The sequence below is a fragment of the Rhizobium sp. WSM1328 genome (assembly GCF_057653715.1).
This window is the reverse complement of the sequence record NZ_CM172788.1, coordinates 1,720,596-1,733,364: the sequence shown is the minus strand read 5'-3', so window position 1 is coordinate 1,733,364 and position 12,769 is coordinate 1,720,596. Positions and strand designations below refer to the sequence as shown.

At 60.0% G+C, this 12,769-nt stretch carries 10 protein-coding genes, 5 tRNA genes and 2 pseudogenes; 9 read left to right on the top strand and 8 right to left on the bottom strand.

The genetic code is table 11. The features are described 5' to 3' along the window. Positions 1 to 117 precede the first annotated feature (117 nt). Both AC2444_RS08940 and AC2444_RS08935 read left to right on the top strand, forming a co-directional pair. On the top strand, positions 118 to 450 hold the full coding sequence (locus tag AC2444_RS08940) for a hypothetical protein (protein ID WP_012757294.1): 333 nt from the start codon (positions 118 to 120) through the stop codon (positions 448 to 450). Positions 451 to 530: 80 nt separating this feature from the next. After that, complete coding sequence (locus tag AC2444_RS08935) at positions 531 to 986, top strand: Imm50 family immunity protein (protein WP_012757293.1); 456 nt, start codon at positions 531 to 533, stop codon at positions 984 to 986. Positions 987 to 1,011: 25 nt separating this feature from the next. Here AC2444_RS08935 and AC2444_RS08930 read toward each other — a convergent pair. After that, a pseudogene (locus AC2444_RS08930) lies at positions 1,012 to 1,847 on the bottom strand (isocitrate lyase/PEP mutase family protein). A 655-nt stretch (positions 1,848 to 2,502) separates the two neighbouring features. Between AC2444_RS08930 and AC2444_RS08925 the strand changes: the two are divergent. Beyond that, positions 2,503 to 4,782, top strand: a complete 2,280-nt coding sequence (locus AC2444_RS08925; RefSeq protein ID WP_012757292.1) for a right-handed parallel beta-helix repeat-containing protein — start codon at positions 2,503 to 2,505, stop codon at positions 4,780 to 4,782. Between the two features lie 130 nt (positions 4,783 to 4,912). Here the strand turns inward: AC2444_RS08925 and AC2444_RS08920 are convergent. The 3 genes and pseudogenes from AC2444_RS08920 to AC2444_RS08910 form a co-directional block, all read right to left on the bottom strand. After that, positions 4,913 to 5,131: pseudogene (locus tag AC2444_RS08920) on the bottom strand (ATP-binding protein); the annotation flags it as partial. 449 nt (positions 5,132 to 5,580) lie between these two features. Next, positions 5,581 to 5,657, bottom strand: a tRNA-Arg gene (locus tag AC2444_RS08915). A 57-nt stretch (positions 5,658 to 5,714) separates the two neighbouring features. After that, on the bottom strand, positions 5,715 to 6,020 hold the full coding sequence (locus AC2444_RS08910) for an ETC complex I subunit (RefSeq protein WP_003539138.1): 306 nt from the start codon (positions 6,018 to 6,020) through the stop codon (positions 5,715 to 5,717). Positions 6,021 to 6,645: 625 nt separating this feature from the next. Here AC2444_RS08910 and AC2444_RS08905 point away from each other — a divergent pair. Continuing rightward, positions 6,646 to 6,722: transfer RNA gene (locus AC2444_RS08905), tRNA-Pro, on the top strand. 59 nt (positions 6,723 to 6,781) lie between these two features. On the opposite strand, the gene AC2444_RS08900 is transcribed toward AC2444_RS08905, so the two are convergent. Both AC2444_RS08900 and AC2444_RS08895 read right to left on the bottom strand, forming a co-directional pair. After that, positions 6,782 to 7,270 (bottom strand): DUF192 domain-containing protein, encoded by a 489-nt coding sequence (locus tag AC2444_RS08900; RefSeq protein WP_012757290.1) that lies wholly within the window; start codon positions 7,268 to 7,270, stop codon positions 6,782 to 6,784. 2 nt (positions 7,271 to 7,272) lie between these two features. Then, a complete protein-coding gene (locus tag AC2444_RS08895) occupies positions 7,273 to 7,851 on the bottom strand; it encodes a cold-shock protein (protein ID WP_012757289.1) in 579 nt (192 codons plus the stop codon). Between the two features lie 195 nt (positions 7,852 to 8,046). Here AC2444_RS08895 and gloA point away from each other — a divergent pair, with 195 nt between their 5' ends. The 5 genes from gloA (at position 8,047) to AC2444_RS08870 (ending at position 10,476) form a co-directional block, all read left to right on the top strand. Continuing rightward, positions 8,047 to 8,487, top strand: a complete 441-nt coding sequence (gloA, locus tag AC2444_RS08890) for a lactoylglutathione lyase (RefSeq protein ID WP_012757288.1) — start codon at positions 8,047 to 8,049, stop codon at positions 8,485 to 8,487. Between the two features lie 166 nt (positions 8,488 to 8,653). Continuing rightward, complete coding sequence (locus tag AC2444_RS08885; protein ID WP_012757287.1) at positions 8,654 to 9,724, top strand: YcbK family protein; 1,071 nt, start codon at positions 8,654 to 8,656, stop codon at positions 9,722 to 9,724. 208 nt (positions 9,725 to 9,932) lie between these two features. Beyond that, positions 9,933 to 10,007, top strand: a tRNA-Glu gene (locus AC2444_RS08880). A 74-nt stretch (positions 10,008 to 10,081) separates the two neighbouring features. Further along, positions 10,082 to 10,156: transfer RNA gene (locus AC2444_RS08875), tRNA-Glu, on the top strand. A 245-nt stretch (positions 10,157 to 10,401) separates the two neighbouring features. Further along, positions 10,402 to 10,476, top strand: a tRNA-Glu gene (locus tag AC2444_RS08870). A 49-nt stretch (positions 10,477 to 10,525) separates the two neighbouring features. Here AC2444_RS08870 and recJ read toward each other — a convergent pair. Next, positions 10,526 to 12,328, bottom strand: a complete 1,803-nt coding sequence (gene recJ / locus AC2444_RS08865; protein WP_012757286.1) for a single-stranded-DNA-specific exonuclease RecJ — start codon at positions 12,326 to 12,328, stop codon at positions 10,526 to 10,528. Between the two features lie 80 nt (positions 12,329 to 12,408). Beyond that, positions 12,409 to 12,654 (bottom strand): hypothetical protein, encoded by a 246-nt coding sequence (locus AC2444_RS08860; RefSeq protein WP_012757285.1) that lies wholly within the window; start codon positions 12,652 to 12,654, stop codon positions 12,409 to 12,411. Positions 12,655 to 12,769: the final 115 nt, after the last annotated feature.

Genomic DNA, 12,769 nt, shown 5'->3' with positions numbered 1-12,769 from the left:
AGGCATTTCTGCCTTCTGATCGGCCTTCGCAATTTCGCAGATGGTCTATCCCGCGTCACACGAATCGAAATAAACATCAAACGTCGATCAATGGGTCATCAAAGGAATAATATAATAATGCGCGCTGGTATCGTGACAGTATTGATTGCCATGGGATTGCTGACTGCCTGCACGCCAACGCGTCAGGAGTATGATTCTTTCGTCACACTAACGCAGGGCAGTGCAAGAGCGAGAAATGAAGCAGTCAATATTTGCGTGAAGAGCTTCGATGCAAACGCCCGTCACAATGCTGGTCTTGTGACAAACGCTTCGGACAAAGATGCTCCGCGGGTTGCCTGCAGCCGGCTTCTCGCAGCGATGATTTCTGGTCGCGCCACCTATGACGATTTCGTTGACATCAAAAGCCACAGGTTCACACCGAAGCTGATCAAAATTTTTCAAGGTCGCTAAACAGGCTTGCGGTGTCAGGCTCGCAGGCCGGCGACAGATGGCTATCTGTATGCCATCACCAATCTGCCGTGTGAGATGAGATGACCTACGAGAAGATAGCCGGAGGTCCGGAACTGCTGGCGTGGTTCGGCCAGAAGCCGACCCTTCATGACGCGGAAATTTTGAGCCTCACACTCAATCGCACCGGCATCTGCGAGCTGAAGATACACGGCTGGATTTGCACCGATGCCGTTGATCAAGATGGATACCGCATCCTTGACAAGCACGCAGTCGTCACCTTCGCCTTCGAAGATATCATGGACCTGCAGCTGGACGGCTTCAGCCACCAGAACGTGATCAATGGTCTCATCCTCCGCTACGCAACAGATCGTGGCCGAGCCGGCTACTATGCCCTGCCAAAAGGACCGGAAGACATCGAAATCGAACTCCAGCCCTGTTACGGGTTGGATGGTTTCATCCGCGCGAAAAAAGTCGTCGTGACGTTCCGTCCGGGACGGCCTGCTGCAGACAGACCAACTGCCGCAGCGGTCCCTTGAGGAAACCTTTGCTTCTCGGCCCAACTCATAGCCTGTCCCGCCGCTTCTCCCGTGACATCAGTTGGCTGGCGAATGCAGCGGAGAGCGCGTCGTCGGCATATTCAAACGTACCGGCTGTTTTGACCTCCATAGCGGCGCGCATCAACGCACCCAGCGCTGCCCGCGCGAAAGAGCCGCCGACGCTCACGCGCCGTACTCCGGCGCTCGACAGTTCGGCAACCGAGTATTTTCGCCCTTTCAAACCCATGACCACGTTGACTGGCTTGTCCACGGCCCCACAAACGGTTCTGATTGCCTCGATATCAGGCAAGCCGGGGGCGTAAAGCACATCTGCCCCGGCGGCCGAAAATGCTTGCAGCCGTTCGATGGTGTCCTCCAGATCGGGTCTCTCCCAAAGATAATTCTCCGCCCGCGCAGTGAGAAGGAAAGGTAGACCGCGTGCAGCCTCCGCGGCAGCATGGATGCGCTCAACGGCCTGCGATAGGTCGTAGATCGGGGCAGCAGGATTGCCTGTTGCGTCTTCGATTGATCCGCCGACAAGTCCGGTTTCGCAGGCCAGGCGGACGGTTTCCGCACAGATTTCTGGCGACGCACCGAAGCCATCTTCAAGGTCGGCAGACACAGGAAGATCAACAGCGCCAACGATCTCGGCGGCGTTCTCAAGGACCTCATCCCGTCCAAGGCTCGCAAATGAATCCAATTTGCCTTTGGAAAAGGCGTAACCCTGGTAGTCGCAAGCGCCTCGAAGCCAAGGCTCGCGAGCAGGCGAGCCGAACCGGCGTCCCATGGGTTCGGGATGACAAAAGCCCTGTCGCCCTGGTGAAGCGCCTTCAGTCGCTCAAACTTGCCCCTTTGATCCATAAGGCCTCCCCTCGCCCGTCGCGGAAGGTGAGCCTAGCACCACAGGAACGAAATGTGAACACGCTCCGCGAACTTGCTTTGGAGAGAATAGCGACGATGGCTCTTGAGGCGCCTTTCAGTCAGTCTCACGCTCCTGGACCAGGCATCAGTCCGCAGCCAAAGTATAGTCACACCGCATGCCCGATGGTCTCGGCGGGAACGCGGTGGCGCTTGAAATGCTGGGCAATGGGTTGGTCGAATCGATACTGTCGACCTCCCATTACCACCTCGACCAGCACCAATCGTAAGGCGATGCTGCCCAAAATTGCCGAATTCAGAAAAAAATGTCGATTCCGCATTTGGCGGGAGCAATCCAACCACGCGCATCAGGTTTTTCTAAAGTTTTCAATGGATGCATGTCGCTCTGGTTGCAGAAAGAATAACTCGCGGCAGGCGAGATATTAATACCGCCACATTTTGGGCGACTCGAAATTCACCAAATATTTCAAAACGTAACTTTGGATCGATTCGGATATTGTGGCAGCAATAAGGCTATGCTTCTCAAGCACTTACTGTTGCGTTGCTGTTGCGCCCTCCAAAATGTCGCCCTATAACCTGCCGCCGTAAAGCAGGATTAACCACAAATATTAACGGGCGGGGGTTGAGGAACAAGACCATGACAACATACTACGTAGCGACAACTGGCAGCAACGGCGGCAACGGCAGCACCTCCTCTCCCTTTCGCACGATCAGCGAGGCGATGTCGGCGAACCTTAAGCCCGGCGACGAGGTCGTGGTGAAGGCGGGGACCTACAACGAAGCTATTAACTTCGACAAAGACGGCTCGGCGGCAGCCGACATCACGCTGCGCTCGGAAGTGCCCGGCGGGGCGCTGATCCGGCCGCCCGCGGGCTCGTGGAACGCGATCAGCGTCAACGCCAACTACGTGACAATCGACGGCTTTGACATCGGCGGCGCCAAAGGCGACGGCATCGAAGCGAACAACGTCCACCACATCTCAGTTCTCAACAACAAGGTCCACGGCAGCGGCGAGTCCGGCATCCAGTTCAACCAGTCGGACTTCATCAAAATCGAAGGGAACGAGACCTACAATAACGCATCGACGGGCTGGTTCTCGGGCATCTCGATCTACGAGAACCGGAACATCACCGGCGATACTTCGACGGAGGGCTACCGGACGATCGTGCGGAACAACATCTCGCACGACAACGTCACGAAGTCGGGTGCGCACACCGATGGCAACGGCATCATCATCGACGATTTCCAGAGCACGCAGGCGAGCGGTCATCCGAACTACACGTTCAAGACCCTGGTCGAGAACAACCTCGTCTACCAGAACGGCGGCAAAGGCATCCAGGTTACCTGGAGCGACTCCGTCACGGTGAAAAACAACACCGCATACCACAACAATCAGGACCCGGCGAATAGTGGTACCTGGCGCGGCGAGCTCAGCAATTCGGCGTCGAGCAACAACACCTGGGTCAACAACATCGCCGTGGCGGACCCATCGCTGAACAAGAACAACACCGCGATCGATAACACGTCGACCGACAGCTACAAGAACACTAACGTCGTCTGGGCCAACAACATCACCTACAACGGCACGGCCGGCCAGGCCTCGGTCAAGACCGACGGCGGCAACGCGATGCCGAGCGCGGCGAACGGCAACCAGCTCGGCGTCGACCCGAAATTCTCGGGGGCAGCGAGCGATAACTTCCACCTCGGCTCCGGCTCGCTGGCGATCGACCACGGAACCAACAAGTACGGCGTCGCCTCGGACGATCTGGACGGCCACGCTCGCGTCGTTGGAACTGTCGATGTCGGTGCCTACGAATCGAGCTCCAGCGCAGCACCGGGAACGCCAACTACGCCGACGCAACCGGGAACGCCAACCACGCCGACGCAACCGGGAACGCCAACCACACCGACACAACCGGGAACGCCAACCACGCCGACGAAGGAATTCGTCGGGACCAACGGCAACGACATCATGCCACACACCGGCCAGTCCAACGGCGGCAACGAAACCTTCAAGGGTCTCGGCGGTAGTGACGTGTTGAAGGGCGGCGCCGGCGCGGACGTGCTCGACGGCGGCACTGGCAACGACACGGCCAGCTATGCGGGCTCCATCGCGGTCAACGTCAACTTGGCGACTAAGGCCGCATCGGGCGGGCAAGCCACCGGTGACAAGATCGCCGGCATCGAAAACTTGACGGGCTCCAGCTACAACGACGTGCTGACCGGCGGCAATGGCGGCAGCAACGTTCTCAATGGCGGGGCTGGCGCGGACAAGCTCAGCGGCGGCGCCGGCGGGGACGTCATCAATGGTGGTACCGGACAGGACACGGCGGGCTATGCGGGCTCCGGCGGGGTCAACGTCAACTTGGCGACTGGGGCCGCATCGGGCGGGCATGCTACCGGCGACAAGTTCGTCAGCATCGAAAACTTGACTGGCTCCAGCTACAACGACGTGCTGACCGGCAATAGCGGCAGCAACGTTCTCGATGGCGGGGCCGGCGCGGACAAGCTGAACGGCGGCGCCGGCACGGACGTCATCATCGGTGGTGCCGGCAAGGACATCATGACCGGTGGCGTCAGCGCGGATACGTTTGTCTTCAAAGCACCGACGGAAATCGGGTCCGGCTCGAACCGCGACGTCATCACCGACTTCCAGCACGGCGTCGATAAGATGGACTTCTCGGCGATAGATGCGAATGGCTCTGCGCAGGGCAATGGAACCTTCCATTTCCTGGCGCAGGAGGATGCCTCTTTCGACCACAAGGCTGGCGCGCTCGCTTGGCACTATGAAGACAAGGCTGGATCCGCGAACGACGCTACCGTTATCCAGGGCGACCTGAACGGCGACGGCGTTCGTGATTTCGAGGTTCAGATGAAGGGCCTCGTCCACCTGGGGACAGGCGATTTTCTTCTGTAGCCGTACCCGTTGTGGCGGTCGTCCGATCGCCACAACAATCGTGCCAACAATCCGGAGATATGTCGACGCCGGAGGAGTAAAAACCAGCCACGCGGCGCGCAATCTGCGCGCCGCGATTTTTCGACAGGTGTCAGCCGGCCTTTCGGGCGCGGCTTTGCGCGAGGCGATAGCTGTCGCCGTTCATCTCGAGGATGTTGCGTGGTGGGTGATGCGGTCCAGCAAAGCGCCGGTCAGGCGCTCGAATCCCAAGGTCTCCGTCCATTTCGTCGAACGGAAGGTTGCCGGTGATCAAAGTGGCGCCGCGTTTCTAGCGTTGCGAGATAAGTTCGAACAATAATTCCGCACCGGTATAGAGCGCCGTGCGTCCTTTCGGACGCACGGCGCTCTAACTCTTTGAATCTACGCATCGTGCTTTAGCGGCGAGTCCTCCGTTTCCAGAAGCAGTTGTGCGGCTGCACGCTGCTGATCGTCGACGAACTTGGAGAGCGGTACGAAGCCCACTAATCAGCGAGATGATGGAGGCCCGTGACGGTTCGGTCGCGCAAAGGACCGGCCGCTGCGCGACCGGACTCAATCCTTCTAGCTAAAGCATGTCGCGCAAAAGTGCGCAGCGGTTTTGCGACAACGACATGCGCGAAAACAGAGACCTAAAGCGCGAGGAGCGAAAGATCGCGACGCGCTTTAGGGACGCCCGTCCGGCCGCCGTACGCGGGATTGGCCGGACGGCGGTCAATGTGAGCGCCGAGTGACCGGGCCCCTTCGGGCTGGTCACGCGGCGGCTTCAAGTCATTGGATTTGTGGCGACCCCTGCAGGAATCGAACCTGCGACAACCTGCTTAGAAGGCAGGTGCTCTATCCAGCTGAGCTAAGGGGCCGTCTGTTGGCCGCGTCTCACGAGCGCGACCGGATGCGGCATATCTGGACGAGAAATCTCAGTGCGTCCAGGGCTGCGTGCGGGTATAGCGGAAATTGTCGGGATAGGCGACAACCTGGCGGACCGGATCCTTCGGTGCGATGACGCGGTATTCGATGCCGTTGCGCTGGGCATAGGCTTCGGCGAGTTCCTGCGTTTCGAAGGTGAGCTTCACCTGCTGGCGCATATCGCCCGACGAGGTATAGCCCATGATCGGATCGATCTTGCGCGCCGACTCCTGATCGTATTCAAGCACCCAAAGATGGGTCTTGGCCTTGCCGGACTGCATGGCGGTCTTGGCTGGACGATAGATCTTGGCAGACATGACTGCAGCGTCTCCGACTATGCGGGCAGCGCCCGCCTTTCATGATCTCAATCCCGTTGCCGGCCCGTACCGGACCTTTTGCATCATCGCTGAGGATAACGCAAAGAGATGAATTTTGCTTAGCCGCGAATCCCCGCTTTTTCAAGAAAAAAGGCGGTGAACGACGCCGCTGCCGACTCCGTTTGCATGTCGAGGGGATGCCGGCCCCGCCTCCCCTTCAAATCCGGGGATTGCCGGCCGGATTTCGCAATATTACCGCTTGTCTCACCTTGTGATCACAACCTGATTGCCGCTGCCTTCCCTCGGCACTAGTTTACGGCTCAATCGATTTCAGTGGATTTGCACGCATGATGAGACGTTCGGCGGAGTTCAATGCCATTGTGATAGGTGCTGGCATCACAGCTTTCTTCTACCTTGCCATCAGCTACGCCCAATATATCGGCCTGCTCGCCCGCGGCTAAGGCCGATCCGTCCCGACGCCCATTGCGCCTCGCCGGCAAATTGACGGCACATCCGAGATTATTCTAACTGCATCCACAGGCTGGCGAGAAAATCTCCAGCCTGTGCTGGATTTATGGGTTGCGACGGGGAGGTGAACCGTGTATCTCCCCTGCCATTCACGGCACGGAGTGTAGCGCAGCCTGGTAGCGCATCTGGTTTGGGACCAGAGGGTCGGGAGTTCGAATCTCTCCACTCCGACCATTCAAATATCCCGATATTGTTGAATTCCTTGACAGCCGCATCGCGGCTCGCATGCGCCGTCACTTCGCCTTCTTGGTCGTCGTAGCGCTGACGATCCTGTCGCCAGGCTTGATTCCCAGTTTGGCGACGATGCCGGCATTGAGTTCAACGACGTATTTCACCGCAACCATCGAATCGATGATGTCGCGCGAATAGGGCACTGCCTTTTCCTTGATGTGGCGAATCGTGCCGGTGTCGTCGGCAAAAAGCATGTCGAGCGGCAGGATGGTGTTTTCCATCCACATGGTGACGCGCCGCGGCTCGTCGAAATCGAAGATCATGCCGGCATCGTCGGCCATCACCTTGCGAAACATCAGTCCGCGGGCGCGTTGGTCCGGGGTCGAGGCGATCTCGACGGTAAAATGCAGCACCTTGCCCGCAGCGGTCTGGATCAGCAGCGGCTCCTTGTCGAACCGCATCTGCTCGTCAGCGAACGCCGGCAGCGCGACCATGAAAAAAAGCGCCAGGATGGCGCTTCTGATGGCATCAAATAGGATTAGGCCGCGCATGTTCAGTGCGACCGGCTTGCCGGGCTCGGAACGTCGGGATGGATCTCTGCGGCCATCAGGCCCTTTTCGCCGTCGCCGAAGCGGACGAGCACCACCTGACCGGGGCGCAGTTCCGTCAGGCCGAAGCGGCGGAGCGTTTCCATGTGCACGAAGATATCTTCGGTGCCCTCGCCACGCGTCAGGAAGCCGAAGCCCTTGGTGCGGTTGAACCACTTGACCAGCGCACGCTCGAGCCCGCTCGTCGCGGTGACCTGCACATGGGTGCGCACCGGCGGCAGCTGCGAGGGATGAACCGCGGTCGACTGGTCCATCGAGAGGATCTTGAAAGCCTGATAGCCGCGCTCGCGGCGCTGGATGAGGGCGACGATGCGCGTTCCCTCGAGGATCGTCTGGTAACCGTCGCGGCGCAGGCAGGTCACGTGCAGGAGAACATCCTGCATGCCGTTGTCGGGCACGATGAAGCCGAAACCCTTGGCGACGTCGAACCACTTGACGACGCCGGTGATTTCAACAAGATCGACCGCCTCTCCTGATAGCTCGTCGAGGTCGGAGTATTCGTTCGATGAAATCCTGTCAGCCATTGTCGCCAGCCCCTCGAATACGCGTCACACTGTTACGGTTAACTGATTCTTGAAATCAAGATTAACATCTTGGTAACGGATAAGCGCAAGTCCTAGTTTTCGGTTATTCCCAGGTGCACATTTTATAAAGATGACTTGCCCGAAGCTGACCTCGGCTCGCCGAAAAAAGCTAGCCCCAATAAAGGAGTAAATAGAATGCGTTATCTTCATACAATGGTTCGCGTCAAAGACCTCGACGCCTCCCTCACCTTTTACACCACGCTGTTCGGGCTGGAGGAGATTCGCCGCCACGAAAACGAGAAGGGCCGCTTCACCCTGGTTTTCCTGGCTGCTCGCGACGATCTCGACCGTGCGCGCAGCGAAAAAGCCCCCTGCCTCGAGCTTACCTACAATTGGGACACGGAAGATTATAGCGGAGGTCGCAATTTCGGCCACCTCGCTTATGAGGTCGACGATATTTACGCCACCTGCCAGAATCTGATGGACAACGGCATCACCATCAACCGGCCGCCGCGCGACGGCAACATGGCCTTCGTGCGCTCGCCCGATGGCATCTCGATCGAAATCCTGCAGAAAGGCAGCCCGCTTCCGGCCGCTGAGCCCTGGGCCTCGATGGGCAATACCGGCGCCTGGTAAGGGTTTTCGTCGCAAGGCTTTTGCGAGGCTTGCGGCTTTTTCGATTTCGGGTCCGGCCGGCGCCTCGGCGCTTGCCGCGATCCGACGCCGCAGGCAATCTCCTGGCGACTCGAAGCGGAAGAGAAGCGTTTTTCGCCGATTTTCCGCATCAACTGGAGACTGTCGCTTGCTTAACATGCAGATGCGGATGCCCGTGACGGGCGCTTTGCTGATCGCCACCTCGGTGCTGGCGCTGTCCGGCTGCGCGTCGGACAAGAAGGCGCTCGATTCGGCGGCGGCGGTTCCGGCGGTGCAAGCCGCAGCAGCACCGCAGCTCGCCACGGCAGCGCCTGCAAGCCCTGCCCCACGTTCGGTCTATAGCGATCCCCGGCTGGTCAACGTCTCCGGCGCCCAAGGCGCGCCTCAGGTCGTAGCACCAGATCCGAATGCAGCCGTCCCGCCCGCCGGTTCGGCAACGGCGGCGCCCGCCAATATCGGCGGGCTCGTCCTGCAGTCGACCCGGATCAACGCGCAGGCGATGAGCATCTTTTCCGATCACCAGCCGGCGCCGCAGAACAACAGCACGTCCACGATCATTCAGCCGCAGGCCTATGTGCCGGTGGAAGGTGCAGCACCGTCGCGAAGCAGCGTCTACAGCCAGCCGCCCGTGCCCCAGCAGCCGGCGGAGCCGGTGCTGCCGCAGCAATCCTCACAGAATAGCAGCACGCAGCTTGCGCCCGTGCAGACAGCGTCGTTGGCGACGGGCAGCATTCCCACCTCGACGATGAACGCGCTCTACAGTGCGCCGAAGCAGAACCTGCTTGGCAGCCTTTCCGGCCTGCTGCACAAGGCGGCCCTGCCCGGCATGACGCGCATCGCGCCGAACAGGCTGCATCTCCAGAACGACAAGGTCGAGGTCGGCTGCTTCAAGCCCGACCTGCTGAAAGTGATCAAGACGGTCGAAAGCCATTTCGGCCGGCCTGTCATCGTCACTTCCGGCTATCGCGACGAAGAGCACAACCGCCTCGCCGGCGGCGCCGACGAATCGATGCACAAGAGCTGCGAGGCCGCCGACATCCAGATCGACGGCGTGACGAAATGGGACATCGCCGCCTATATCCGCTCGTTGCCGGACCGCGGCGGCGTCGGCACCTACTGCCACACGGATTCGGTTCACCTCGATACCGGCAAAACCCGTGACTGGAACTGGGGCTGCGGCGGCAAACGGGCGCCGATCACGACGGCAAGAGCGATCTGACGGCCGCCTGACGGCCGCGCGATTTTCGCATCACGTTACGGCAGCGCCGCCTCGTCGCGTTAAAGAAACAACCGGCAGCCTATTGATTCAGCTTCAATAATCGGCTTCTCGAATGCACTCGGATTTCCTGTCATTTTTTTGAAGGAAAACCGCAATTCCGCTTGCGGGATTCAAAACGCCTGACTATAAGGGCGCCACCACGAAGGAAGCGCCCTTCGTCTATCGGTTAGGACACCAGATTTTCATTCTGGGAAGAGGGGTTCGACTCCCCTAGGGCGTACCACTTTCTCTCCATATAGAAGCCATCACTTCCGCTTGCAGAAGCCGGCGCGCGCTCCTATTTTAACGAAGCTACCTGCGCCCTTCGTCTATCGGTTAGGACGACAGATTCTCATTCTGTAAAGAGGGGTTCGACTCCCCTAGGGCGTACCATCCTGTTGATAGGCCGTCGTCATTCGATCGACGTCGGCCGGCCCTGTCAGTCCCCTCGAGGAGAACCCTTCGGTTCGCGCGACGCTGCCCATCCTAGCCCGCCGGTTTGATTTGTCTCCGCTCCGCCGCAGCTTGCGCCTCATTTTTCCACAGCCAAAATAAATCGGCGAAAACGATGATTTTTTCGCGCCTTGGCGCTTGCGGCCTTCGAAGGCGCTGACTATAAGGGCGCCACCACGAAGGAAGCGCCCTTCGTCTATCGGTTAGGACACCAGATTTTCATTCTGGGAAGAGGGGTTCGACTCCCCTAGGGCGTACCACTTTCTCTCCCTTGACACTCCACATCGTCAGCGCTCTTGCGCGACTGCTCTATTTCGCCGGCGCTGCATCGCAGACGCGCAGCTGGATGCGGCGTGCGCCCTGGTAATGATCGGCACCGAGCGAACCGGCGACATGCAGGTTGGCGCCGCGTGAATTGATGAGAAGATTGCCAAGCGGCGTATCGGCGGCGCGGAAGGCGATGCCGTCGAGTCGCGATCCGTCCATGGCCTCCAGCGTCACCTTCACATGTTTCTCGCCGACCAGGCGGGCGTCGCGCAGGCGATGCGCCGGTATGGCAAAGAGCGGCTGTGCGTGACCGGAGCCATAGGGGCCGGCGGCCTCCAGGCGGTCGATGAGTTCGAGGGTGGCGCCGCTTGCGCCGATCGCGCCGTCGATCTTCAGCGTTTCGTTGGCGACGAGGCTGGCCACCGTCCTCTCGGCCTTCTCGGTGAAGAAGGTCCTCAGCCTGCCGAGATCGGTGCGCTCAACCGTCAGGCCCGCGGCCATGGCGTGGCCGCCGCCTTTGACGAGCAGACCCTCGTCAACCGCAGCCCGGACCATCCTGCCCATGTCGAAGCCGTTGATCGAGCGGCCCGAGCCGGTGCCGCGGCCGGAGGGATCGAAGGCGATCGCGAAAGCGGGCCGTTTGAATTTTTCCTTCAGCCGCGCCGCGATCAGCCCGACGATGCCGGGATGCCATTTCTCATGGGCGGTGACGATGACGGAGGCACCCTCGCCGTCGCCATATTCGGCAAGCGCCTCGGCTTCGGCCTCCTGCAGCATGATCGCCTCCATCGCCTGGCGTTCTCGATTGAGCTCGTCGAGGCGCTGCGCGATCACATCAGCCTCTCCGGCGTCGTCGAGCGTCAGCAGGCGGCTTCCGAGTGCCGCGTCGCCGATCCGCCCGCCGGCATTGATGCGCGGGCCGATCAGGAAGCCGAAATGATAGGGTGTCACCGGGCCGGCGAGCCCCGCCTTGCGGAAGAGTGCAGCCAGCCCGGCATTGCTCTGGTGGCGGGCAGCGACCAGCCCCTTCACCACATAGGCGCGGTTAAGGCCCTTCAGCGGCACGACATCGCAGACCGTCGCAAGTGCTACGATATCCAGCCACTGCAGCAGGTCGATCGCCAGGATGCGCTTATTGCCGGCCGCGCGCAGCAGCCGGAGCGTCGCGACCAGCACCATGAAGACGACGCCGGCGGCGCAAAGATGCCCCTGCCCCGAGAGGTCGTCCTCGCGGTTCGGGTTGACCAGCGCATGGCAGGGCGGCAGCTCATGTGTCACCTGGTGGTGATCGATGACGACGACATCGATGTTGCGCGCGGCAGCGGCGGCCAGCGCCTCGTGGCTGGTGGAGCCACAATCGACGGTGACGATCAGCTCAGCACCGTTATCGATCAACTGGTTGATCGCCGCCGGATTAGGGCCGTAACCTTCGAAGACGCGGTCGGGGATATAGATGGTCGCCCTGACGCCGAAATGGCTGAGAAAGCGAAACATCAGCGCCGAGGAGGCTGCACCGTCGACGTCGTAGTCGCCGAAGATCGCGACGCTCTCGCCGCGCTCGATGGCACGCAGGAGGCGATTTGCGGCCTTTTCGCAATCGGTCAGCTTATGGGGATCGGGCATCAGGCTGCGGATCGTCGGGTCGAGGAATTCGATCGCCTCGTCTACCGTCACGCCGCGCCCGGCCAGCACCCGGGCGATCAGATCTGGCAGTCCGTGGATCTGCGACATGGCCAGCGCGCGGTTCTGCCCTGCCTGGTCGAGCCGCGCGACCCAGCGATTGTCGAGCGCGGATTTCTCCACGCCGAGAAACGCGCGCTGTACCGGATCGACGAGATCTGCCATGCCATACTCCGCTGACTTCATCTGCTCTTTCTACAGGAGCAGCGGAGATAACATAGCGATGGATTTGCAGACACGGGTTTTTACCAGAATACCGCCCAGACGATCAGGGCGATGCCGGCGAACTGCACCAGCAGGAACGAAAACAGCGTCAGCAGAATGGCCCAGTTACGGCCTTCCGTGTTTTCCTCGTCTTCAGCCTCATCAGAGACCTCTTCAGGAATTTCACGGTAGGCCGGCTTGAGGATTTCCTCAGGCATATCAGGAGGGTTCGGCGGCACATCGCTCGGGTAGCCATACCCCTTCCCGGCGTGGCTGTCCTTACTCATGAAATTCTCCACCCAGACGACTCACCATCTTAGGTTTAGTTATATCAATATTTCGGTATCTGTTAATATAGGCTTCCGTAAGGGAAGGTTGAATAGATAACAGAAAAAACTGCCC

Excerpts from the sequence above, each read along its gene's own strand:
- AC2444_RS08940 (WP_012757294.1), top strand. The coding sequence starts at position 118 with ATGCGCGCTGGTATCGTGACAGTATTGATTGCCATGGGATTGCTGACT.
- AC2444_RS08935 (WP_012757293.1), top strand. The coding sequence starts at position 531 with ATGACCTACGAGAAGATAGCCGGAGGTCCGGAACTGCTGGCGTGGTTC.
- AC2444_RS08925 (WP_012757292.1), top strand. The coding sequence starts at position 2,503 with ATGACAACATACTACGTAGCGACAACTGGCAGCAACGGCGGCAACGGC.
- AC2444_RS08910 (WP_003539138.1), bottom strand. The coding sequence starts at position 6,020 with ATGTCTGCCAAGATCTATCGTCCAGCCAAGACCGCCATGCAGTCCGGC.
- AC2444_RS08900 (WP_012757290.1), bottom strand. The coding sequence starts at position 7,270 with ATGCGCGGCCTAATCCTATTTGATGCCATCAGAAGCGCCATCCTGGCG.
- AC2444_RS08895 (WP_012757289.1), bottom strand. The coding sequence starts at position 7,851 with ATGGCTGACAGGATTTCATCGAACGAATACTCCGACCTCGACGAGCTA.
- gloA (WP_012757288.1), top strand. The coding sequence starts at position 8,047 with ATGCGTTATCTTCATACAATGGTTCGCGTCAAAGACCTCGACGCCTCC.
- recJ (WP_012757286.1), bottom strand. The coding sequence starts at position 12,328 with ATGGCAGATCTCGTCGATCCGGTACAGCGCGCGTTTCTCGGCGTGGAG.
- AC2444_RS08860 (WP_012757285.1), bottom strand. The coding sequence starts at position 12,654 with ATGAGTAAGGACAGCCACGCCGGGAAGGGGTATGGCTACCCGAGCGAT.